The organism is Clostridioides sp. ZZV14-6150 (genome assembly GCF_020657875.1).
GTDB lineage: Bacteria > Bacillota > Clostridia > Peptostreptococcales > Peptostreptococcaceae > Clostridioides.
Genome location: NZ_JAGWDA010000002.1, coordinates 401,473 through 425,681 on the forward strand (window position 1 = coordinate 401,473; position 24,209 = coordinate 425,681).

At 27.9% G+C, this 24,209-nt stretch carries 19 protein-coding genes and 1 pseudogene; 6 read left to right on the top strand and 14 right to left on the bottom strand.

What is annotated here, in order from left to right; translation table 11 throughout:
• Positions 1-14: 14 nt before the first annotated feature.
• The gene (locus KGF41_RS04330) at positions 15-1,214 is read right to left on the bottom strand and encodes a DHHA1 domain-containing protein (RefSeq protein ID WP_227829528.1); all 1,200 of its coding nucleotides are present in this window, start codon (positions 1,212-1,214) and stop codon (positions 15-17) included.
• Positions 1,215-1,573: 359 nt separating this feature from the next.
• Between KGF41_RS04330 and KGF41_RS04335 the strand changes: the two genes are divergently transcribed.
• Positions 1,574-2,542: an L-lactate dehydrogenase gene (locus KGF41_RS04335; RefSeq protein ID WP_227856386.1), complete on the top strand. Its 969-nt coding sequence runs from the start codon at positions 1,574-1,576 to the stop codon at positions 2,540-2,542.
• Between the two features lie 100 nt (positions 2,543-2,642).
• Positions 2,643-3,605 (top strand): L-lactate dehydrogenase, encoded by a 963-nt coding sequence (locus KGF41_RS04340; protein ID WP_413906968.1) that lies wholly within the window; start codon positions 2,643-2,645, stop codon positions 3,603-3,605.
• Positions 3,606-3,764: 159 nt separating this feature from the next.
• Here the strand turns inward: KGF41_RS04340 and KGF41_RS04345 are convergent, their stop codons facing one another.
• The 5 genes from KGF41_RS04345 to KGF41_RS04365 form a co-directional block, all read right to left on the bottom strand.
• A complete protein-coding gene (locus KGF41_RS04345) occupies positions 3,765-4,895 on the bottom strand; it encodes an XRE family transcriptional regulator (protein ID WP_227856388.1) in 1,131 nt (376 codons plus the stop codon).
• 161 nt (positions 4,896-5,056) lie between these two features.
• Complete coding sequence (msrA, locus tag KGF41_RS04350) at positions 5,057-6,010, bottom strand: peptide-methionine (S)-S-oxide reductase MsrA (protein WP_227829532.1); 954 nt, start codon at positions 6,008-6,010, stop codon at positions 5,057-5,059.
• A 191-nt stretch (positions 6,011-6,201) separates the two neighbouring features.
• A complete protein-coding gene (locus tag KGF41_RS04355; protein WP_227829533.1) occupies positions 6,202-7,113 on the bottom strand; it encodes a patatin-like phospholipase family protein in 912 nt (303 codons plus the stop codon).
• 372 nt (positions 7,114-7,485) lie between these two features.
• Positions 7,486-9,078 carry a hydroxylamine reductase gene (hcp, locus tag KGF41_RS04360; protein ID WP_227856389.1) on the bottom strand — a complete coding sequence of 531 codons (1,593 nt, stop codon included), beginning with the start codon at positions 9,076-9,078 and terminating at the stop codon, positions 7,486-7,488.
• 63 nt (positions 9,079-9,141) lie between these two features.
• Entirely contained in the window at positions 9,142-9,870 is a 729-nt protein-coding gene (locus tag KGF41_RS04365; RefSeq protein WP_227856390.1) for an ATP-binding protein, read from the bottom strand.
• A 163-nt stretch (positions 9,871-10,033) separates the two neighbouring features.
• Here KGF41_RS04365 and KGF41_RS04370 point away from each other — a divergent pair, with 163 nt between their 5' ends.
• Positions 10,034-10,750 (top strand): Crp/Fnr family transcriptional regulator, encoded by a 717-nt coding sequence (locus KGF41_RS04370; RefSeq protein ID WP_227829536.1) that lies wholly within the window; start codon positions 10,034-10,036, stop codon positions 10,748-10,750.
• Between the two features lie 201 nt (positions 10,751-10,951).
• Here the strand turns inward: KGF41_RS04370 and KGF41_RS04375 are convergent, their stop codons facing one another.
• The 4 genes from KGF41_RS04375 to KGF41_RS04390 all read right to left on the bottom strand — a co-directional run bounded on the left by KGF41_RS04375 (position 10,952) and on the right by KGF41_RS04390 (position 14,669).
• Positions 10,952-11,701: an amino acid ABC transporter ATP-binding protein gene (locus KGF41_RS04375; RefSeq protein ID WP_227829537.1), complete on the bottom strand. Its 750-nt coding sequence runs from the start codon at positions 11,699-11,701 to the stop codon at positions 10,952-10,954.
• A gap of 132 nt (positions 11,702-11,833) precedes the next feature.
• A complete protein-coding gene (locus KGF41_RS04380; protein WP_227856391.1) occupies positions 11,834-13,009 on the bottom strand; it encodes a M20 family metallopeptidase in 1,176 nt (391 codons plus the stop codon).
• A 139-nt stretch (positions 13,010-13,148) separates the two neighbouring features.
• A complete protein-coding gene (locus KGF41_RS04385; RefSeq protein WP_227856392.1) occupies positions 13,149-13,946 on the bottom strand; it encodes an amino acid ABC transporter substrate-binding protein in 798 nt (265 codons plus the stop codon).
• A 60-nt stretch (positions 13,947-14,006) separates the two neighbouring features.
• On the bottom strand, positions 14,007-14,669 hold the full coding sequence (locus tag KGF41_RS04390) for an amino acid ABC transporter permease (RefSeq protein ID WP_227856393.1): 663 nt from the start codon (positions 14,667-14,669) through the stop codon (positions 14,007-14,009).
• A 197-nt stretch (positions 14,670-14,866) separates the two neighbouring features.
• Between KGF41_RS04390 and KGF41_RS04395 the strand changes: the two genes are divergently transcribed.
• Positions 14,867-15,619 (top strand): AAA family ATPase, encoded by a 753-nt coding sequence (locus KGF41_RS04395; RefSeq protein ID WP_227829541.1) that lies wholly within the window; start codon positions 14,867-14,869, stop codon positions 15,617-15,619.
• Positions 15,620-15,795: 176 nt separating this feature from the next.
• Here KGF41_RS04395 and KGF41_RS04400 read toward each other — a convergent pair whose 3' ends face one another.
• Both KGF41_RS04400 and KGF41_RS04405 read right to left on the bottom strand, forming a co-directional pair.
• Complete coding sequence (locus tag KGF41_RS04400) at positions 15,796-16,224, bottom strand: 4Fe-4S dicluster domain-containing protein (protein ID WP_227829542.1); 429 nt, start codon at positions 16,222-16,224, stop codon at positions 15,796-15,798.
• A gap of 13 nt (positions 16,225-16,237) precedes the next feature.
• Positions 16,238-18,411 (bottom strand): annotated as a pseudogene (locus KGF41_RS04405) (molybdopterin-containing oxidoreductase family protein).
• Positions 18,412-18,692: 281 nt separating this feature from the next.
• On the opposite strand from KGF41_RS04405, the gene KGF41_RS04410 reads away from it, so the two are divergent.
• Complete coding sequence (locus KGF41_RS04410) at positions 18,693-21,881, top strand: DEAD/DEAH box helicase (protein WP_227856394.1); 3,189 nt, start codon at positions 18,693-18,695, stop codon at positions 21,879-21,881.
• 143 nt (positions 21,882-22,024) lie between these two features.
• On the opposite strand, the gene KGF41_RS04415 is transcribed toward KGF41_RS04410, so the two are convergent.
• Together KGF41_RS04415 and KGF41_RS04420 are read right to left on the bottom strand one after the other, a co-directional pair.
• Positions 22,025-22,585, bottom strand: coding sequence for a chromate transporter (locus tag KGF41_RS04415; RefSeq protein WP_227829544.1), 561 nt, complete (start codon positions 22,583-22,585; stop codon positions 22,025-22,027).
• On the bottom strand, positions 22,582-23,154 hold the full coding sequence (locus tag KGF41_RS04420) for a chromate transporter (protein WP_227829545.1): 573 nt from the start codon (positions 23,152-23,154) through the stop codon (positions 22,582-22,584). Before KGF41_RS04420 ends, KGF41_RS04415 begins: the two co-directional genes overlap by 4 nt.
• Before the next feature lie 113 nt (positions 23,155-23,267).
• Between KGF41_RS04420 and KGF41_RS04425 the strand changes: the two genes are divergently transcribed.
• Positions 23,268-24,125, top strand: coding sequence for a LysR family transcriptional regulator (locus tag KGF41_RS04425; RefSeq protein ID WP_227850058.1), 858 nt, complete (start codon positions 23,268-23,270; stop codon positions 24,123-24,125).
• The last annotated feature ends 84 nt before the right edge of the window (positions 24,126-24,209 follow it).

A 24,209-nucleotide genomic window follows, 5' to 3' on the forward strand; every position in this document is an offset into this window, starting at 1 on the left:
TTTGTAATAATACATTATAAAATTTTTTCTAGTTTCATAAATGCATAATCGAAGGTAGATTCTAAGTTACCATTATTTTTTCCTCCACCTTGAGCTAAAACCTGACTTCCTCCACCTTTACCATCTATAAGACTTATTGCATCCTTCAATAAACTTCCCATATTGACAGCTTTCAAATTTTTAGAACATGCAAAAATCAAGTTTATTTTTTCTTCAAATCTAACAGCTAATAATGCAATATTATTTTCATCTTCTGTAATTTTATTTGCAATTTTATTTACATATTTTAAATCTTCTTCATCATAAATTTTTTTAACAACTGAAACATTTCCAATCTTATTTGCATTTTCTACCATTTCTTTAACTTGATACTTAGCTACTATTTCTTCAAGTTTTCTTTTTTTACTTAGAGAATCTTCCACTTTCTCATTTAAATTTACAATTCCATTTATAGCATCTTCTTCACTACAACTTAAATATCTACAGATTTTGGTTAAGTATACATCCCTTTTTAATACTTCATCTACAGCTCTTTTCCCAGCTAAAAACTCTATTCTTGTACTAGATTTATGCTTCTCCCACTTCTTTATTTTTATCATTCTAAGCTCACTTGTTGATTTTGGGTGTACTCCACAACATGCATTTGTATCTAAGTCACCTATTTTTACTACCCTTATTTCTTCATTTGTGTTTGGTAAAGCACGTCTTACCCAAATTTTTTTTAATTCTCTTTTAGTTGGAAGTAATGTTTCTACTTGTATATTTTGACGAATAATTTCATTAGCAAGCAACTCTATCTCTCTAATTTTTTCTTCATCTAAGTTACCATCTATATCTACTGTACTGTACTCATTTCCTAAATGAAAACCGGTTGTATTTGCATTAAAAGTCTTAAAAAAACACCCTGAGAGTACATGTTGTCCAAAATGTTGATGCATACCATCTTCTCTTCTATCCCAATCAATACTACACTTTACCTTATGTATTTTTATTGGTTTTTTATCTAATATATGATACACTTTTTTATCTTCTTCATATACACTTATTACTTCATAATCATCTATTTTTCCTAAGTCTCCAAATTGTCCTCCTCCACCAGGGAAAAACGCTGTTTTATCCAGCAAAACATGAAACTTATTTTCTATTTCTCTTATCTCAATTATTTCTGCCGTGAAATCTCTTATATACTGATTCGTATAGTATAACTTTTCCATTATGATTTTATCTCCATTTCCTTTATTCTAAACTGCCTTATTGTTTAAATATGCACATATTTTAGGTTAAGTTTAAAGTAATTACACCAGATATAGCTTAACCTATTTTTTAATAGTAATCTTCTACTATATTTTAACATATAGATATTAATGTTAACAAATTTATAATTATATATTATTTTAAATATTCAATAATATAAAGTATATTAACATTGCTTTTTTAAAAACTTTAGTATAAAATCATATTAAATAAATTTTCTGAAATGATAGAATATTGCAATCTATAAAAAACATACTTAATAACATATAGCATTGTATTATAAATATATCGTTTTATTTTGTAGGGGGAGTGATTTAAAATGCCAATAAAACCAAGAAAAATATCTATTGTAGGTTCAGGTCATGTTGGTTCACACTGTGGATTTAGTTTGATAACTCAAGGAGTTTGTGATGAGCTCTTTATGATTGATATTGATGAAGCTAAGGCAAAGGCTCAAGCTTTAGATTTAGCTGATGCGGTTTCCTATCTTCCACATAAAGTACATATAGAAAAAGGAACTTTTAATGATTGTAAGGATTCTGATATAGTAGTGATAAGTGTTGCAGATTCTTCAGAAGGTCCTTTACGCAGACAAAACACAACTAGGTTAGACTTACTAAAACCAACTATTGGGATGATAAAATCTATAGTAAAACCTATAATTGATTCTGGATTTGATGGTATATTTATCGTTATTTCTAATCCAGTTGATGTAGTTACAAATTATATCTGGGAAAAGTCTGGTTTTCCTAAAAACAGAGTTATTGGAACTGGAACAGCTTTAGACTCAACAAGACTTAGAAGACTTTTATCTGAAGAGACTGGAATCGCTCAACAATCAATACAGGCCTACTCAATGGGTGAACATGGAGATTCTCAAATAGTTCCTTGGTCTCATGTTTCAATTGGTGGCAAACCAATTTTAGATATGATAAAGGATAATCCAGATACTTATGGCAAATTAGACTTACCATCAATAGTTGAAAAAAACAAGAAAACAGGTATAGGTATAATAAATGGCAAAGATTGCACAGAGTTTGGAATAGGAACTGCTTTAGTAGAAATTGTAAAAGCTATACTACATAATGAGAAAAAGATTTTACCAGTTTCTACATTATTAGAAGGTCAATACAATGAAGAAAATGTATTTGCAGGTGTTCCTTGTATTATAGGTAAAAATGGGATTGAGGGAATTGTTGAAATCAATTTAACTAATGATGAGCAAGCTGGATTTAGTAAATCTTGTTCTGTTTTAAGAGACCATATTGCACTTTCAAAGACTATTTAGTTTTAAATCTATGCTATTTATTCTTTAATTAACTTATTTAGATGCTCTATAATTATTATAGAGCATTCTCATATGTATACATAAAACAAAATGTAAGGAGATGTTAAATTTGTCAATAAAACCAAGAAAAGTATCAATAATAGGAACTGGTCATGTTGGTTCACATTGTGGATTTAGTTTAGTAACTCAAGGAGTTTGTGATGAGTTACTAATGATTGATATAGATGAAAGTAAAGCTAAGGCTCAAGCTTTAGATTTATCAGATGCAGTTTCTTATCTTAAACATGCTACAAAAATAAAAAGTGGAAATCTTGATGATTGTAAAGATTCTGATATTATAGTAATAAGTGCGGGTCCATTACCTGAAAAAAATCAGACTAGATTAGATACACTTGAGTCTACAATCAACGTTGTAAAAACAATTGTAAAACCTATTGTCGAGTCTGGATTTGATGGTATATTTATTGTAATTTCAAATCCAGTAGATATAATTACTGATTATATTTGGAAAGTTTCTGGATTTTCTAAAAATAAAGTTTTAGGCACAGGCACTGCACTTGATTCTTCGAGACTTAGAAGACTTTTATCTGAGGAAACAAATCTTCCTCAACAATCAATACAAGCTTACTCTATGGGTGAACATGGAGATTCTCAGATGGTTCCTTGGTCTCATGTTTCAATTGGTGGTAAGCCATTGTTTGATATTATGAAAGAAAATCCTAGCACTTATGGAAAATTAAACTTAGATGAATTAACTGAAAAAATAGCAAGAGCTGGTTGGGATGTACTTTATGGCAAAGGTTCTACTGAATTTGGTATTGGTACTGCTTTAACAGAAATAGTAAAGGCAATTTTTCATAATGAAAGAAAAATCCTTCCTGTTTCTACCCTATTAAATGGACAATATGGACAAAAAGATGTATTTGCTGGTGTGCCTGCTATAATTGGCATAAATGGAGTTGAGTCTATAGTAGAAATTAATTTAACTGATGATGAACAAAAAAAATTCAATAAATCATGTACTATTTTAAAAGAATACATTCAAATTGCTAAGGATATTTAGATTAATATCATATTAGAATACATATTTAAATTAATAGCATATTTTAAATATATCTTAAATTTAATATTGAAAGCAGGTAAATTGCTTATGATAAAAAACCATATCAACAAAGCTTAAATATAAATACCTGCTTTTATCTTTCAATATTAAATTATTAATTTATCTTTTCCCATCAAACTTTATAACTTTGCTTTTTTTCTTTGTATTTTGAGATAGAAATCCATTTTTTAATCCCATCAACAATTCTAGGTCTTCTGGATAAAGACTTATTCCTATATCCCCTAAATTTGATACTATATTATCTGTATTCATTATTTTGTTTTCTATCAATAATTCGACTGCTTTTTTTAAATATACTGGACTTACACCCTTCATTTTATCTAATGGTTCTTCTATTAACCATCCTCGTTTATCCATTTCACTCATAAGATAATGATACTTTTTGTAGCTTATCTCACCTAAATTATATGCTCTAAAAATCATAACAGATATAGGCACAATCCATTTTTGCTTTAGTTCTACATAATAATCTATGTCTTCTGGATAAACCAAGTCTTCTAAAAAAGTCTCTCTTGGAAGCAAAAATGCACAAGCATATTCATCTGCTAAGAATTGCTTATTTGGTATTCCTAATTGACTTGATATTATATATCCAAGCTCATATGCTAAATCATAGTTTCTAATTGATGCTGATTTTTTATCATTCCCAAGAGATATTAGATATTTAGTTTCTTTACCAATTCTCTGTTTTTGAGTAAATACTGTTGCTCCTTTTCTATCTACATTCATTCCTGATATTATAATCCCATTAGCCTCTAATAAACTTACCATATTTAATATTGGATTGTTGTTTAAACTCCAAAGTTCTCTAGTCTTATTAGCAAGACTTTCTATATCATTTACATTAACATCCTTAATTAGTTTTCTATTTGGTAAGTTTTCTTTTGGAAATTTTATATAACTTTCCATAAACGAGTATATTTTATGTATAATTATTATTTTTTCTCTATAAGAAATTTCCTCTACTCTAGGAAGTTTAGAATGAGGATTAAAATGACTATCTTCTACAATAACATTTATACTTTCATTTTTATAAAAATACTCTTTGGGGAAGTTTAATATATTTGATAATTTTAATGCATTTTCAATATTTGGAACATACTTATTTTCTTCAAAAGCTTGTAAATCTTTTTTATTTATTTTAGTTTCTTTAGATAACTGTTCTAGAGTTTTAGCTCTAAAAACTCTAGCTGATTTTAATCTTTTTCCATTAAAGTCTTTTAAATTCATTTGTTTTCTCTCTTTCAAAAATTAAATTCTTTAATCATACAAATATAAATTATAACATTACAATTAATAATTTATCACATTATTGACAAAAAAACAAAAGATGAAAACATAAATTTATATTTCCATCTCTAATCTTAATATATGATATTAACTAGTTTTAATTATTTAAAAAGTTTTAAATATTCTCCATATCCTAGTTCTTCCATATCTTTTTTAGGTATAAACTTAAGAGAAGCAGAATTTATACAATACCTTAAACCTCCAAGTTCCTTTGGCCCATCATCAAAAACATGACCTAGATGAGAATTTCCTTTAGCACTTCTTACTTCAACCCTATACATGCCTTGTGAAAAATCGCTTCTTTCAATTACAGACTTATCTATAACTGGCTTTGCAAAGCTAGGCCATCCACATCCTGCATCAAATTTGTCCTTTGAAGAAAATAAAACCTCTCCACTTACTATATCTACATAGATGCCTTCTTCATTATTATCGTAATATTCATTTTCGAAAGGTACTTCTGTCATATCATTTTGAGTAACTTCAAATTGAATAGGAGTTAAAGTCTTTTTTAACGCTTCCCTATCTACATTATTTCCATCCCAATAACTTTTTACAAAATTATATCTTCCTGAACCTTTGTAATACATATTATAATTCAATGGTCTTTTTTTATAATAATCTTGATGATTTTCTTCTGCTTCATAAAACTTAGTTGCTGGAATTATTTCAGTAACTATCTTACTATCAAATATTTTACTATTTTCTAAGCTTTCTTTTGACTCCAAAGCTGTATTTTTTTGCTCTTCATCATGATAAAATATAGCGGTTTTATATTGAGTTCCTCTATCACCAAATTGTCCACCATCATCTGTAGGATTAATTTGCTTCCAAAATATATTTAAAAGTTCATCATAACTTATTATGTTATCATCATAAGTTATTTGAATAGCTTCAACATGGCCAGTTGTTCCTGAACATACTTCTTGGTATGTAGGATTTTCAACATGACCAGCTGTATATCCAGAAACTACTTTTATAACCCCATCATATTTATCAAAAGGTTTTACCATACACCAAAAACACCCACCTGCAAAAGTAGCAAGTTTTATCATTTTCATCACTCCTTAAAAAAATTATATTTTATTTATTCCCTAAGAAGTAACTTAATAATCTTGTATTTTATTATTTTTTACTTTATTTAGAAAATACTATATGATATTAATGTATCTAAAATTGCAAAATTTTTTATCAAAATTATAAACTATAGAAATTCTCTACTTATAAATATAATTAAAAACTATACTTAATTTTTATAAAAACTTTTTCTATTTATCCATTCAAATGCATCTTTTATATCACAGTTTTCACCTAAAGATATTAAGTATTCTAGTGAATCACAATCATCCATAGCTACCTCTCTTTCCATTCTAGGATTTAACCTATAGTAATTATCTCCAAGAAGTTTTTGAGAAAATAATTGACTCATTTGAGAATTCCCTTCTAGTGTAACAGATATAATTGGTAAGTCTGGCTTCTTATTGATTATCCAGTCAATAGCTCCCCATTCAGTTGTATCTGTCTTTATACTATTATATACATATCCAGTCCCTATAGAAAAAAGTCTTGTATTTTTATAATTTAACTTAAGTCCACTGTCAATTGAATAAACTATACATGCTAGACTTGGATCAGTTGCTATTATTCCACCATCAACATGACAATTATAGGTTGGGAAAAATACTGGTGCAGCACTACTTGCCATTGCTACGTCTACAACTTTACTAGTTTTAGTAAGAGAATTTGGCATATTATTATAAAATACAGGCTTCCATGAATGTTCTTCATTGCCTATATAAAAGCTTGGCACCATGACTAGTTTATTTAAATCTTTCAATTCTAAATCCTCTGGAAATATACTTAGCAAAATTTCCTTTAGATTTTTATTTTCATACTTTGGTCTAAGCATTTCTGCATAACTCTTGTTGAAAATATACTTTGAATTTTCAATTGAATAAAGTGTCTTTATCTCTTTAGGGCTTACACCATATGCAAGCCCTAATGCAATCAAACTACCTGTAGATGTTCCTCCAAACATATTTATATTATTTAATAAACTTGGATACTCCTCTACTAGTCTCTCAAGTATGGATATACTTAATGCTCCTTTTAATCCACCACCATCGAACGTTAATATATTAAAATTCGAATTTTTCATATACACATACCCCCATATAAAAGCCTTATATCTTTTAAATTTTAGTTAAAATAATTACACTATAGTATATATATATTATGCAAATTCTATATTACAAAGTTCCTCTTTCTATAATTAAATTCAGTATCCTGCACTATTAAAACTATACTTTTTATTTGTTTATACTATACACATATTTTAAGTATTATAAGTTTAAAAGTATGATTTATTGTAAACAGTTGATTAAAATAGTATCTACTTTGTAATAGACCATAAAAACATAAATAAGGGTTGACTTTATACAAAGCCACCCCCTTATTTATATTAATTATAATTAAGCTTAATAATACTTCGATTATAAAATTTATACCTTATTAATTAAGCGTATACTCTTTATCCTAATATTTTTTTCATATCTTCTTCTGGAGTAGATATAGGAGTTAAAGCAAATTTTTCAACCAATATATTTAATACATTTTGAGATAAAAATGCTGGTAAAGAAGGTCCTATATAGATATTTTTTATACCTAAGTAAAGCAATGTAAGAAGTACACAAACAGCTTTTTGTTCATACCATGATAGCACTATGCTAAGAGGTAATTCATTTACATCACATTCAAAAGCATTTGCCAATAGAACAGCCACTTGAATTGCACTGTAAGTATCATTGCATTGTCCCATATCCATTAAACGTGGTAAACCACCTATTTCTCCAAGATTTAAATCATTAAATCTATATTTTCCACATGCAAGAGTCAATATAACAGTGTCATCAGGAGCTTGTTTTACAAATTCAGTATAATAATTTCTTCCAGGTTTTGCACCATCACAACCACCAACTAATAAAAAGTGTCTTATAGCTCCATTTTTTACAGCTTCTACTACTGTATCTTGTACAGATGAAACTGTTCCTCTTGCAAAACCAGTAGTTAGCATATCACCTCCATTTATTCCAGTCATATGCATATCTTCTTTATATCCTCCAAGTTCAAGTGCTTTTTCTATGACACTAGAAAAATCTTTATCTTCTCCAATATGAATCATACCAGGATAAGCAACCACTTCTGTAGTAAATACTCTATCTCTATAACTATCCTTAACAGGCATTAAACAGTTTGTCGTAAATAATATTGGAGCAGGTATATTGTCAAATTCTTTTTGTTGATTTTGCCATGCTGTACCAAAATTTCCTTTTAAATGCTTATATTCTTTTAATTTTGGATATGCATGTGCTGGTAATAATTCTCCATGAGTGTATATGTTTATTCCCTTATCTTTTGTTTGCTCTAGCAATTTGTGTAAATCATAAAGGTCATGCCCTGTAACTACAATAAATGGACCTTTTTCAATTTTCATAGGTACTTGAGTTGGTTCTGGTGTTCCATAAGTTTCGGTATTTGCTCTATCAAGTAATTCCATACATTTTAAGTTTATTTCTCCAGTTTTCATTACAAATCCTAAAAGTTCCTCACTAGATAAGTCTTCTCCAACTGCTACTAACCCTTCATAGAAAAAGTCATTCACTTCTTTATCTGTATATCCAAGTACCATTGCATGATAAGCATAAGCAGCCATACCTCTTAATCCAAATAAAATCAACGATTTTAATGAACGTATATCTTCATTATCATTCCATAAATTCTTCATATCGTAGTTGTCATTTCTACTACAAGTTGTCGAGCAATCTGAACATCTAGGTACAAGTTCACTTTTTGCTAGTTCAGTTTTTTCAATTTGTCTTTTTATAGCTTCATCATCAAAACTTACATTTGTTACAGTAGTAAACAATCCTTCTATCATAACTTTATCTGTTTCTCTTGTTGGTCTATTTTTATTTCCAACAGTTGCTCTTGAAAGTCCAATTAATACTCCTGTAAGTTCATCTTGTAAATTGGCTGTTCCCCCTTTTTTACCACAAGCTCCGTTTATAGTACATCCTTTACCACCAACTGTCTGTTCACATTGAAAACAAAACATATTCTCCATTTTTTATTCCTCCCATTTCATTTTATTTATTAAAATTTATTAAATTGTCTACGATTTACTTAATTAGATTTCTCCATCTACTATTTTCCCATCTACAGATATAGTAATTACTTGCCATGGTATCATCTTTCCACTACTTTGTAGAGCTGTTTTAACTGAATTTACGATACCACCACAACAAGGTACCTCCATACGTGTTACCACTATATTTTTAATATCATTTAATTTTAAAATTTCTGTAAGTTTTTCAGCATAATCAACTTCATCAAGTTTAGGGCAACCAATTAATGTAACCTTATTTTTCATAAATTTATTATGGAAATTTCCATATGCATATGCTGTACAGTCTGCTGCTATTAAAAGACTTGCATTCTTTAAGTATGATGCATTAGCAGGTACTAGTTTTATTTGCACTGGCCACTGATTAAGCTGAGACCCTTGTGCCTCCATTACTATATCGTTATTTGTAGATATAGTATCTAAATCTTGTCTTTTTATAGACTTAGACTTAGAACCTGGACATCCACATGCTAAATTTTCTTTTTGTGCTCTCTTTGCCTCCATGTTTGCTTTTACTGCTTCTTCATCATATTCTGCAGCCTCTCTATTTTCAAATGAAATTGCATTCGTTGGACAAGTTGGTAAACAATCCCCTAAACCATCGCAATAATCATCTCTTAAAAGTTTTGCTTTTCCATTTACCATACCTATAGCTTCTTCATGACAAGCTTCAACACATAATCCACAACCATTACATTTTTCTTCATCAATTTTAATTATTTTTCTAATCATTTATATCACCTCATAAAAATTTTTTTGTTTAAAATACTACTTTACTAGATATTTATTTTTAAGACATAGATCTTTTTGTTTTAAGTTTTTGTATCAGGATTTTTATATCTCCTTGATTTTATAAATTTAGTATAGTACAATAAAAACAAATTATCGGTTGCATATGCAACAAGGAAGTGATTATTTGAAAAAATTTTTAGAAAAACATATAAATCTATTAAGAAAAATTTCTCTGTTTGAAGGAATTAAAGATGATGAACTTGAAGCAATGTTAGAATGTTTGGGTGTTATTGATAAGACTTATCCAAAAGACAACATAATATTTTCTGTAGGAAATGAAGTGACTTCTATTGGAATTATGCTTAATGGAAGTGCACACATAATAAAAGAAGACATTGAAGGTAATAGAAATATTGTAGCTGAGCTTTTACCTGGTGATTTATTTGGAGAGGTGTTTGCTTGTACTAGACTACATAAAAGTACTGTAACAGTAGTGACAACATCTTCATGTGAGGTTCTATTTATAAAGTTTAAAAGTGTAACTGGTATTTGTTCGTCTACATGTGAATTTCACAATAGACTTATTGAAAATATGTTACAATTAATAGCTGAAAAAAATATTTTACTTCATAACAAAATAGAGTTACTTTCTTGTAAAACAACTCGTGAAAAATTACTCATGTACCTTTCAAATCAAATAGAGAGAACGGGTAACTATAAGTTTACAATTCCTTTTTCAAGAAATGAAATGGCTGACTTTTTATGTGTTGATAGAAGTTCTATGTCAAGAGAACTTGGAAAAATGAGAGATGAAGGTTTATTATCCTTTAACAAAAATAAGTTTGAAATCTTTTGTTTCCAAAATAAGTTTGATATTTAAATTTATACAATTAAATACACATGATTTTAATTAATTCAAATTATAGATATTACGTTTAAATCTAGAATTTATATTTTTACTCAAAAAATTAATAGATATCTTGATTTATATAATTAAGATATCTATTAATTTTGTATGTTAATTAGCTTACTTTTATGAAAGTATCTCATATATTTTAAGACATACTTCAATTATATGTTTTTAATTAAATACTTCTTCTTTCCTAATAATATTTAAAAATTTTGCTGTTCTTTCATTTTTTGGATTATTAAATATTTCATCAGGAGTTCCTTCTTCAGCTATCACCCCATTATCCATAAATATAATTTTATCAGCAACTTCTTTTGCAAAATTTATTTCGTGAGTCACAATAAGCATTGTTATTCCCTCTTTTGCAAGCGATTTTATAACACTTAAAACTTCTCCAACAAGTTCTGGGTCAAGTGCAGATGTTGGTTCATCAAATAATATTACATTTGGATTTACTGCCATTGCTCTAGCTATACCTATTCTTTGTTGCTGACCACCAGATAACTTTGATGGATAAAAATCTTTTCTATCCAACATCCCAACTTTTTCTATTAATTTTAGCGAAATTTCTCTAGCTTCTTGTTTACTCTTTTTATGTACTACTATCAATGCTTCCATTACATTTTCTAATGCTGTTTTATTTTTAAATAGGTTATAGTTTTGGAATACCATAGATGTATGTTTTCTTAAATTTGCTATATCCTTTTTTGTTGCTTTTTCTACATCTACTTTTACATCTCCAATCATTATTTTTCCTTTTGTAGGCTCAACTAAATAATTTAAACATCTAAGTAACGTAGATTTACCTGTTCCAGATGGACCAAGTATGGCTACTACTTCGCTTTGATTTATTTCTAAATTTATACCTTTAAGAACTTCTGTACCTTTAAAACTTTTATGCAAATTCTCTACTTTTATCATTATTATCCACCCTTTTTAATAAATATAATAGACTAATCACATACTTGAAACTAAAATTAATATGTTAATTTCAAATCTAAAAATAACTTAGTCATTTTATTTTTAAATAAAATATATTCTTATAACTATAGCCTAAAATTGACAAAGATAATCTACTGCAAGTTGTGCAAATAATGAAGATGCTGTACTTAGACATTTTTCATCTATATTAAACTTGTTATTATGAAGTCTGTAATTTATATTTTTTTCTTTATTACCTACCCCTATATACATAAATAAACCAGGTCTTTCCTTCATATAAATAGCAAAATCTTCACCTGTCATTGCTGGGAAATCAATCATTTCAATATTTTCATCTCCAAGTATTTTTAAAGCACTTTTTCTTCCTAGTTCTATCATATTTTTATCATTTACGACAGCATCTCCTCCTGCACTCTTTTCAAACTTGCAATCTGCTCCATGAGCTTTACATATATTTCTTACCATATGCTCTAGTACTTCACTTATTTCAAGTACTTTTTCCTGACTTACAGCTCTAATAGTTCCTTGAAGTATACATATATCTGGTATTATATTTTTAGAGATACCAGAATTAAAAGAACAAATAGACACCACTACTGGTACAACTGGGTCAATTTTTCTTGAAACTATCTGCTGGATGGATGTATATACTGCATTTCCAACCGCAATTGGGTCTATACAATTGTGAGGTTCTGCTCCATGACCACCTTTACCAATTATTGTTATTTCAAAAGTATTCGTTGCTGCCATAGCACAATTTCTAGCAATTCCAATTTTCCCTGATTCAATAGTTGGCCAACAATGGCCTGTTGCTAATACGTCCACACCTTCAAGTACATTTTCCTTGATTACAATATCAGAACCACCTTTTTCTTCACCTGGTTGAAATAGTAATTTTACATTTCCATGCAGTTCTTCTTTTATGTCATTTAAAATCATTGCTGCCCCTAGTAACCATGAAACATGTGCATCATGCCCACAAGCATGCATATTATCATTTGTAGATTTAAATTCTAAATCATTTTCTTCTTTTATTGGAAGCCCATCCATATCGGCTCTAAGTAGCATTGTTTTTTTGCCATTATTGTTTCCTTTTATAGTTGCTAATACTCCTGTACCTGCAACATCTATGTATTCAATATTAAGCTTATCTAGTTCTTTTTTTATAAGTTTTGATGTTTCAAATTCTTTAAATGCTAATTCTGGATTGCTATGTATTTGTCGTCTTATTTTTATAACCTTTTCATTATTTTTTAGTGCAATAGATTTTATTTTATCTTCAATCATTTATAAGACCTCCATAACTTATTTTAATTTATAAGGGCTAATCTAAATACATTATAATACACAGATAACTATAGATAAATTTACATTTTCATAATTTTATCTATAGTTATCACAATTTTATATTTTATCTTTAAAATATTTATTTTTGTATATCAGCACTTACATCCATTCCAAACCATTTCTCGGATATTTTTTTCACTGTTCCATCTGCAAGCATTTCTTCAATTGCCTTGTTTACATCTTCTTTTATAACTTTTGATTTTTCATCATTTTTCTTAAAGAAATAAGCTATATTAGTAACTGATAATTTTTCGTCTAACACTCTTACTTTCATATTAGCTTTTTTAGAATCTCCTACAACAGTAAGTTCTGCATCAATCCATGCACTAACTCTTCCTAAATCTAAATCTTGAAGACCATTAGTTCCATCACCATAAACCTTTTCTTCAAATAAATTATCTTTATTAACAGTTGCTGCAACTTGTTGACCTTGAGAACCTTCTGATACTGCTACTACTTTTCCTTTTAAATCTTCAAGCTTGTTTATTTCATTGTTTCCATCTTTTACAGCTATACATACAGAATCAGAGCCATAAGGAACAGAAGCATCATATTTTTCTAATCTCTCTTTAGACATTCCAAAAAAGTTGGCTGCTACATCAACTTTACCTGAATCTAACATTCCAAATATAGAACTAAAACCTGTTGGTTCCATTTTTATTTTATATCCACTTCTTTTACCTATTTCTTTCCACATGTCAACTTCAAACCCTTTATGTTCTCCATTATCAACATAAGAATATGGGTCTGCTGAGTTAGATGAAGCTACAGTTATAATTTTTTCATCCTTTGCTTCTTCCTTTTTTGTACAACCCGTGACTAAAACTGTTAATGACAAAACTGCTACCAAACATTTTATAATATTTCTTTTTATCATGTCTCTTCTCCTCACATTATTTTTTATATAAAATACTTTTCTATGTATTTTTTTTATGACCTAATAATTGCTGATTTTCTTTTCTAATTTTTTTTGCCCCCAACTTAAAAGAGTTATTATACACCAATAAATTACCATAACTGCTCCATATACCTCAAAGAACTTAAAACTTAATGCTCCTTGTGATTTGGCAGCACCCATTATATCATTTACTCCAACAACAAAAGCTACAGAAGAACCTTTAATTAAATCTATAAAATTATTGAATAATGATGGCAATGCAACTCTTATTGCCTGTGGTACAACAATTCTTTTCATTGTTTGTAAATTTGTTAATCCCATTGCATATGCTGCTTCTATCTGCCCCTTATCAATTGAAATTATAGATGCTCTTATCGTTTCTGACATATAAGCTCCCATATTCAAACTAAGTACTATAGATGTTGCAAATACTGGATCCATATTTTTTACAAAATCACTCATATAGGCCAAACCAAAATATAAAAAGAACAACTGTGGCATAAGAGGTGTACCTCTAAATATTGATACATATACTTTGCATATTTGATTTAATACTTTGACTTTATAATAAGATGATAACGCTACTATCGTTCCTATAATTAATGAAAATACCAGTGAACTTATTGCTAAAATCACAGTTACATTGAATGATTTCATTATTATTGGAAATAATTCCAAAAAATATTTCATGCTAAAAATCATAAAATAAGTCCCCCTCACTTAATGTTGTTTTTTGCAAACTTTTGTCACATGTTCAATTATAATAGAATTTTCTTTATTTTTCCAATAGAAAAAAACTATTTCCTTACCCACTTATATAGCCATTTTTAATATCAAATTTAGTCACTAATTTTAAGTTATAATAAGTATATTAAAATCAATAAAAGGGAGTTTTAAATTTGAATGCTGAAAAAATAAATCAATATATTAGGTCAGTTAAACTAAACAGAAAAGGTATACATAGTATAAATGAATATCCATTTAATCTACCAATAGTAAAAAACTTATATCAACTTGAGTTTCATAAAAACGTAACTTTTATAATTGGTGAAAATGGAAGTGGAAAATCAACATTATTAGAAGCAATAGCTATTGAATATGGATTCAACCCTGAAGGTGGGACAAAAAACTTTGGCTTTAGTACTTATAATAGCCACTCTGAACTTCATAAATATATAACAATCACAAAAGGACCTAAAAAACCTAAGCAAAATTTTTTCTTGAGAGCTGAATCTTTTTATAATGTAGCTACTGCAATAGATAAAGCTTCTATGTTTTCGTCAGGAGTAAAAACTATAAACTATTATGGAGGAGTATCATTGCATGAACAATCTCATGGTGAATCCTTCTTCTCATTATTTATTCATAAATTTTCTAAAGAAGGAATATATATATTAGATGAACCAGAGGCAGCACTTTCACCTGCTAGACAGATGGCTTTTATAACAAGATTACACGAATTAGTAACCCAAAATTGCCAATTCATCATAGCAACACACTCACCCATATTAATTTGTTATCCTAATTCAATCATCTATGAAGTAAATGAGAATGGCATTAATAAAGTTAAATGCGAAGACAGCGAAAATTATCAACTTACTCAAGATTTTTTAAATCATAAAGAAAAATTCTTAAACATATTAATTGATTAGTAATTTATAAGACAAACTTTTTGAAATAAAAATTTAAACTTCTAACTATCTCAATTTTTTATTTTATAAGTATATACATAAAAAAGACTACATTAAACTCGTTATAATACAAATTTAATGTAGTCTTTTACAAAGTTCATTTTACATCTTAGTATAAATTATAATTTATACTTAATCTACACTTCCATATTAAACTTTAATGCTCCTGTAGGACATACCATTACACAAGGTGCATCCATACCACACTCATTTCGTTCAACACAACCATTACACTTGTTTGCCTTACCATCATTTCCATAAATCAAAGCTCCATATTCACAAGCTTTTTCACAAAGTTTACATCCGATACAATCTTGATTATCTAATATGACAAATTTATGTTCTTTTTTAAAACAATCTTTAGGACATACATCTACACATTTTGCTTCATCACAATGAACACATGATAATGAGAAATATTCTACCTTTTCTTTTTCTTCCACTGTAAATACATGTCTAAAAAGTTCACCCTTATCTATGTCATTATCATTTTGGTCTATACAAGCAAGTAAACAAGCCCCACATGCTGTACATAACTCTTTATTAAATTCAAATAAACTTTTCATTATATCCCTCCAATTATTTATTCACTTTTTCAATCTTACACTTACAACTTCTATATGCAGGGAATCCACTATAAGGGTCAAAATTATCACAGATGATACTATTTACATCAGCTTCTCTATATCCATGATACATATGTATGTTTTTATATAAAACTCTATCAGTAACATTGACCTTTACATTCAAACTTCCTATTTTAGTAGTTATTTTTACATAATCTCCATTATTAATACCTAAGTCTTTTGCATCTAAACTAGAAATGTCACAACTAGCCTCATTTTTTAATATTCTTGAAAGCTTAACATCATGAAGTCTTGAGTGTAATGCATTTGGAATTCTTGCCCCTGATGTTAATAGGTAAGTATACTCATCTATATCATCATTAAATTCTTTGTATGTTGGTAATGCGTCTAATCCAAAATCTTTATATTTCTCAATAATTGTAGATTTTAATTCAAACTTAGATGTACTAGTGTCATATCCTTCTCTTGTATATGAACCTACTTCATATGGTTTAAAATCTTTACATTTCAATGGCAAATCACTTTCTTTAAGCTCATCTACATCTACACAAGTTCCTTTAAACATGTATCTTATACTTGCTTCATAGCCTGCTTTTAACAAATCATCCTCTATTCCCATAACATTTGCTAAGTCAGAAAGTATTTCTACATCTGATTTTGAATCATATAATGTATCAATTACTTTTTTCGTATATGTAATATACCCACCTGGATAACTCTTACATTCTTCTCTTTCAAAAGATGTGCATGCAGGTAAAAGTATATCTGCATATTTTGATGCATCTGTCATAAATAAATCTATATTGACAAAGAAATCTACAGTGTTTAGTGCGTTAAAAAGCCTACCTGAATTAGGAAACATTCTAGCATTTATACCATGACAAAACAATGCTTTTATTTCATAAGGTGTCTTTTCTTCTATTTGTCGAGTTAAATCCATAGCTTGAAATTGAGTTACCATTTCATTCCAAAGAGGAAATCTTTCCCCACCAATTCTTTCATTTATATTTTTAGGTAGAGCTTCTTTTACAAACTCTTTTTCTAATGTTTGAAATCCTCCTACTTTACCAGCAAAATAATCTTGTTTTGGTATGTTACCTCCAATTTTATCATAATTACCTGTTATAGCAGATAGAGACATCATTGCCCTATAATTTTGAAATCCATTTTGGTGATGAACTACTGGAGCAGCACTTTCATTTATACAGAATGGACCTTGCGATAACATCTCTACAGCTTTTACTATATCACCTTTAGAAACTCCTGTAACTTTGCTGACAGTATCTAAATCAAATAATTTTACGTATTCCTTGTATTCATCAAATCCATGTACATGTTTTTCTATGTATTCTTTATCTATCAAATCTTTTTCTATAAATAAATTAGCCATTCCAAGGGCTAAAGCTCCATCAGTACCAGGCTTAACTCTCAAATGCAAATCTGCTATTTTTTGAGTTGTTGGTGTTATCCTAGGGTCTACAATTATAAATTTTAAACCTTTTTCCTTTAGTTTACTTAGATTTACACTATTTAAAAATTTAGAGTAGTATGGATTAAATCCCCAACCTAAATAAGTCTTTGCATTTTCCATATCCTGCATTGTAAAATTTCTTCCAGTTGCAACATTTCCAGCCATTTGTGCTGATGTTGAACATGAGCTTGATTCTGTACCATAATTAGGAGAACCAAATGAAGATGCAAACCTTTGTAAAAACGGTCTATACCACTTTCCATACCCCGTAAAAAATGCTACATGTTTTGCTCCATATTCGACTTTTATTTTATTTAATTTTTCCCCTATTTCACTATAAGCTTCTTCCCATGATATTGGCTTAAACTTTCCTTCACCTCTTTTTCCAATCCTCTTCAGTGGTGTTTTTATTCTATCTTCTCTATACATATATTCTCTATTACAAAGACCCTTTGTACACAACAACCCTCTGTTCATTGGATGCTCTTTTGTACCTTCTATTTTTATTACTTTACCATCTTTGACTATGCATCAATTCCACAATGAATTCCTGGAGAACAAATATCACATAAAGTCCTCTTTATTTCTATTCCTGTTTCTTTGCATGGTATCTTAGCCTTAATCAATTTATAACTATCCATATCAATATTTTCCTTTCCCAATGATAAATATAAAGCACTATAATTATTATACATTCTTTTAATTTTATATATCACATTTTTAATTTTATATATTATAAATTTAAAATATACTTTTAATAATTAAATTATATATACGTTAATAAACTACTTAAATCATTATTTTTCACTCCTAGTTTACAGGATATTACAATAAAAATCTAATAGTAAATTGTTATTTATATATATTTTGCAATAGATAAAAACTATTTATATATGCTTTAATTTAAACACTGTATTTAGAGTGTAAATTGAATAGATTTAGATTATAATATATACAGTGAGGTAAGGTGAATAAGATGAAAATAGATATGATATATAAATTAATCAAAAGAAATACAGAACCATCAAGGTGGTCAAGAGGTATAAAATACTATAATAATCAATTAGTTGATTATATAGACATTGATATTGATGACTTACAAAATAACTTGCTAACATTTCGTGGTGGAGTCAATTCTGAGGATAATTATAGCTTTTATTTTAATTTAATAACAATAGATATAAAACACTTTAAAATAATTGAAAGTGACTGTAGCTGTGTTGATTGTCAATCAAATATTACAAATCGAAGCATCTTTATATGTAAACATTTAGTTGCTATCGTGATAAAAAGCCTAAAGCAAATAAAAAGTAAAAATGACATTCCTCCTGTTCTAATAGACATATTAGATGAGGATAAAGATAAACTTTCTAAGACTGATTCTAAAGTCAGCTTGGATTTAAGTAAACAACTACTTTCTTTTTTTAATGATACTAAAAAAGAAAGAGTCAATTTAGATGTATTATTAAGCATTGATTCAAATAAAGCAATTGCTGAGTTTAAAATTGGAATCAATAAAATGTATGTTTTAAAAAATATTACTGAATTTGCATATTCAAAACTTAATGGATATGAATTGGAATTTGGAAAAAAATTTATTTATAATCCTAATATCCATTATTTTGCTGATGAGGATGAGCAGTTGATAGATATGATAGAAGAATATGGAACAAATCTTTCATATAATTTTTCTTCGTCATATTCAAAAAAGTTCATGGAAATAAATATGAGTTCTCTGAAACAATTTTTAAATGCTCTTAAATACAAGGATTTTACTCTTATTTTTTCTAAAGAAGAATATCATCCAAAAGTATTAAGCGATATTTTGCCAATAAAATTTAATTTTAAAAATATAGAGGATAAAATTGTCTTATCTTCCAAAGACTTACTACCTGTTCCACTTACTAGAAAGAATGATGTACTTTTATATGACAATAATATCTACTTATTGTCTCATAAAAAGGCTAACGATTATTCAAAAATCTATCAAGTATTATCAAAATCTAAGGAATTAAAATTTGATAAAGAAGACTCTAAAGATGTTTTAGGTCTATTAGTTCCTAAATTAAAGTCAATATCCAAAGAAGTTTATTTGGATGAAAACATAAAAAATAATATCGCAAACGATTTTGAAACAGAGTTTTACTTTGATATAATTGATGGCAATGTATGTTGCGACATAAAGTATATCTATGATGATGAAGATGGTAAAAAATTTATACTTCCCAACATACAAAAAGAGGCTAAAATTGAAAATAAAATGCTTTCTTCACAATTTGTAAAAGAAAATAACAGATATACATTTAAAGGAACTGACTATGACCTATTTACATTTTTAGATTTACAGTTAGAACCTTTAAAGGAATTTGGAGATATCTATTATTCTGAGAAGTTTAAATTGAAGAAAATATATAATTCTTCATCAATTCAAGCTTCAATTAATCAAACTAATCAAAATTATCTAGAATTTAATTTTAATATATCTGATATAAATCCAAAAGAGTACAAAGATATTCTAAAAGCTCTCCAAGAAAAACGTACTTTTTATAAACTAAAAGATGGAAGTTTTATAGACTTATCAGAAAAAGAAACTAAAGACTTTTTTGAACTGGTTGAAAATTTGGATGTAATTGATAAATCAAAAGATAATAAAATTCATAATAATAAAGCTCTGTATATAAATGAAATGATAAAAGGTAAAAACTTAAAATTTATAAATGGTGAAAAAGAATTAGAGAATACATGTGAAAAATTTAGAAATTTTAATGTTATAAGTCCAGAAATTCCAAGTAATTTAAAAGCAAATCTACGTGACTACCAAATAAATGGTTTTAATTGGTTTAAAGTTTTAGATTTTTATAAATTTGGTGGTATATTAGCTGATGAAATGGGACTTGGAAAAACAATACAAACTATTACATTTTTATTATCTGTATCCAATAAAAAAAGTATTATTGTTACGCCAACATCACTTATTTATAATTGGAAAAATGAATTTGAAAAATTTGCTCCAGATATAAAAGTTCTATTGATACATGGAAATAAAAAAGATAGAGAAAAGTGTTTTAGAGAAATAAACAATTTTAATGTAGTCCTTACAACATATGGTACTCTCAGAAATGACTTAGAAAGATATAGTGAAATAATTTTTGATTATTGTGTAATAGATGAGGCTCAAAACATTAAAAATCCAGTGGCTTTAGTAACAGAAGCTGTAAAAAATATAAATGCCAAAAATAAGTTTGCACTTACTGGTACACCTATGGAAAACAATTTATTAGAGTTATGGTCTATATTTGATTTTATAATGCCTGGATATTTATATAGTAGAGGAAAATTTCAAGAGTTATTTATAAATAAAGAAGATAATGTTGAAAATTTAAAAAGACTTATAAAACCTTTTATTCTTAGAAGAAGTAAAAAAGAAGTAATGAAAGAACTGCCAGATAAGATTGAGAAAAACTTTTTTGTTGAATTAAATAAGGAGCAGAAAAAAATATATAGTGTATATGCAAAAGATATACAAGATAAAATGAAAGATAAGAATCTTAAGAAAGATAAAATAGTTATTTTCTCTTATTTAACTAAACTAAGACAACTTTGTTTGGACCCAAGTATAGTGGTAAAAGATTATAATAAAAAAAGTTCAAAAATAGAAACGTGTCTAGAAATACTTAGAGATAGTATAAATGAAAATCACAAGATATTATTATTTTCGCAATTTACATCTGTCCTTAAAAACATAGGCAAGGAACTTGATAAGTGTAAAATTGCATATCACTATATAGATGGTAAAACTAGTGCTAAAGAAAGGCTTGAACTTGTAGATGAATTTAATAAGAGTACTGACAAAAAAGTTTTTTTAATATCTTTAAAGGCAGGTGGGACAGGATTAAATCTTACAACTGCTGATATTGTAATCCACTTTGACCCATGGTGGAATCCATCAGTAGAAAATCAAGCTAGTGACAGAGCTCATAGATTTGGTCAAAAAAATGTAGTACAAGTTATAAAGTTAATTGCTAAAGGCACCATAGAAGAAAAGATAATAAAATTACAAGAAAGTAAAAAAGAGCTTATAAATCAATTTATAAATGGAGAACTTTCTAATGAAGGTGTATTAAGAAATTTATCTGATAATGAGATAATGGACTTGTTTAATTGAAAGTGAGATATATGGCAAATAAAAATACTACTATGTTATTTATAATTGATAAACAGGAGTTTCCTAAAATATAGGAGACTCCATAATATCTTAAACTTTTCACATTATATGTAAACCTTTCTTTACCTATATATTGACCTTCTTTACAAATATACAATTAATCCAAACAATCCAGATAATACCATCATAAGTATAGGTCCAATCTTATATTTTCGTAAACAATACAGTGAACAACAAAATAAAATAACAGCTACAATATCTATATTTTTGAAAATATTGGTAGTATAATAATTTGAAGAACCAAAAAATGTCAACAATATAATTGTAAATCCTGCTGAGATGATTAATCCTAAAGATGATGCTTTTAGTCCATTTAAAATTTCAAAAACAAATTTCGAATTCCTATATTTCTTAAAAAATTCATATAAAAATATAGAAATAATTATTCCTGATATTATACATCCAACTGTTGCTGATATAGCACCCTCAATTCCTGCCACTTGCATACCAACAAAGGTAGAAGTATTAACCGCTAATGGTCCAGGAGTCATTTGAGAAATTGTAATAATATCAGTAAAGACCTTTTCTGTTATCCATCCTTGCTTAAAAACTACCTGTTCCTGTATAAGTGGAATAATAGCATAACCACCACCTATACTAAACATTCCTATTTTCAAAAATGTAAAGAATAAATTTATAATCATATACTCCCCTCCTTTTTTCGAAGTTGAATATATATAGCAAACAAAGAAATCAAACAACTTAAAAGTAATACGAGTATTACATTAATTTTAAGGAAAGTACAAGCAATAAATGAAAATGGTACTAATAGATTTAATAGCATTGATTTCTCATTAAGAATCATTTTATACATATCTATAGTCAAATCTACAATCAATGCAGCAACACATGCTTGCATACCTTTTAAGATTGCAATTATATAAATATTTGAAGAAAACGCAACATACCACCTTGAAACAAGACCTAAAATTACTATAGGAGGTATAATTGAACAAATACAACTGATAATTACTCCTATAAATCCAGCTGTTCTTTTACCTGCTAAAATGCTTAAGTTAATTGCAATTGCTCCAGGTGAAGATTGAGCAATCGTAGCCATTTCCATAAGCTCTGATTCACTAAATATTTTTTTATCCATAACATAGTACTTTTTTATCATGGGAACAACAACATATCCTCCACCAAAAGTAAAGGCACTTATAAATAAATTTATATAGCAAAGCCATAAATACAATTTAATATTTTTTCTCATAATATTCCTTTCTATGTGCACATGGACATATTATAAATGTTGTACTGCTATTTGTAAAATGATAAAATATTGTTGCAGACATGAATTTAATTCATGAGTAAAGGAGTCTGATTATGAATTTTAAACATTGCATTATTTTTAGAGAAGTTGCAAAAGTAGAAAATTTTACTAAAGCTGCAAATAATTTATTTATTACACAATCAGCAGTTTCTCATGCAATAAGAGAACTTGAGAATGAAGCTGAAACCAAATTATTTGAGCGATTACATAAAAGTGTTAAATTAACAAAAACTGGAGAACTTCTTTTACAAGAAATTTTACCAATACTTGAAAATTTAGAAAATGTTGAATCAAGAATTAAAAACTTAGAGTATGAAACTCCCATACATATTGCTTCTTGTATTACGTTTGCTCAAATATGGCTTCCTCAGTTAATAAGGAAATTTCAGGAAATATCTCCAAATACTAAGATTAACGTTGAAGTCCATAGTGCATTAAAAGCATTAAAATTATTGAAACAAGGAAAGGTTGATATAGCTTTTATTGAAGGGAAAATCATACAAGGCTCATTAGAAATAAGGAAATTTTCTTCTTATGAATTATGCATTGTATCTTCACCAAGTTATTGTAGTACTGCCGAATTAAGTTTATCTCAACTATTGGGTATGGATTTACTATTACGAGAAAGAGGAAGTGCTGTACGCGAAACTTTTGAATCAGCTGTAACCTTGCAAGGTTACAAAGTACATGCAAGCTGGGAAAGTGTAGATTCACAATCCCTAATAGAAGCTACTAAAAATAGTTTAGGTGTTTCAATTCTTCCTAAAATTCTAGTTGAGCAAGAAATAGAAAAAGGAAACCTCATGCAGATATTCATTCCTGATTTTAAACTTTTTAATGATATTACTGTAGTAATAAATAAAAATAAGTATAAATCTGCCTCATTAGAAAAGCTATGTCAATTGATTTAGCATTTAAAAGGATACTTGATAAATTCTCTATGAAATAATCAAGTATCCTTTTTATAGGCAATATTTATTACTTTTTATAAGTCT

Coding starts and splice junctions, on each gene's coding strand:
- KGF41_RS04330 (WP_227829528.1), bottom strand. CDS start 1,214: ATGGAAAAGTTATACTATACGAATCAGTATATAAGAGATTTCACGGCA.
- KGF41_RS04335 (WP_227856386.1), top strand. CDS start 1,574: ATGCCAATAAAACCAAGAAAAATATCTATTGTAGGTTCAGGTCATGTT.
- KGF41_RS04340 (WP_413906968.1), top strand. CDS start 2,643: ATGTTAAATTTGTCAATAAAACCAAGAAAAGTATCAATAATAGGAACT.
- KGF41_RS04345 (WP_227856388.1), bottom strand. CDS start 4,895: ATGAATTTAAAAGACTTTAATGGAAAAAGATTAAAATCAGCTAGAGTT.
- msrA (WP_227829532.1), bottom strand. CDS start 6,010: ATGATAAAACTTGCTACTTTTGCAGGTGGGTGTTTTTGGTGTATGGTA.
- KGF41_RS04355 (WP_227829533.1), bottom strand. CDS start 7,113: ATGAAAAATTCGAATTTTAATATATTAACGTTCGATGGTGGTGGATTA.
- hcp (WP_227856389.1), bottom strand. CDS start 9,078: ATGGAGAATATGTTTTGTTTTCAATGTGAACAGACAGTTGGTGGTAAA.
- KGF41_RS04365 (WP_227856390.1), bottom strand. CDS start 9,870: ATGATTAGAAAAATAATTAAAATTGATGAAGAAAAATGTAATGGTTGT.
- KGF41_RS04370 (WP_227829536.1), top strand. CDS start 10,034: ATGCAACAAGGAAGTGATTATTTGAAAAAATTTTTAGAAAAACATATA.
- KGF41_RS04375 (WP_227829537.1), bottom strand. CDS start 11,701: ATGATAAAAGTAGAGAATTTGCATAAAAGTTTTAAAGGTACAGAAGTT.
- KGF41_RS04380 (WP_227856391.1), bottom strand. CDS start 13,009: ATGATTGAAGATAAAATAAAATCTATTGCACTAAAAAATAATGAAAAG.
- KGF41_RS04385 (WP_227856392.1), bottom strand. CDS start 13,946: ATGATAAAAAGAAATATTATAAAATGTTTGGTAGCAGTTTTGTCATTA.
- KGF41_RS04390 (WP_227856393.1), bottom strand. CDS start 14,669: ATGATTTTTAGCATGAAATATTTTTTGGAATTATTTCCAATAATAATG.
- KGF41_RS04400 (WP_227829542.1), bottom strand. CDS start 16,224: ATGAAAAGTTTATTTGAATTTAATAAAGAGTTATGTACAGCATGTGGG.
- KGF41_RS04410 (WP_227856394.1), top strand. CDS start 18,693: ATGAAAATAGATATGATATATAAATTAATCAAAAGAAATACAGAACCA.
- KGF41_RS04415 (WP_227829544.1), bottom strand. CDS start 22,585: ATGATTATAAATTTATTCTTTACATTTTTGAAAATAGGAATGTTTAGT.
- KGF41_RS04420 (WP_227829545.1), bottom strand. CDS start 23,154: ATGAGAAAAAATATTAAATTGTATTTATGGCTTTGCTATATAAATTTA.
- KGF41_RS04425 (WP_227850058.1), top strand. CDS start 23,268: ATGAATTTTAAACATTGCATTATTTTTAGAGAAGTTGCAAAAGTAGAA.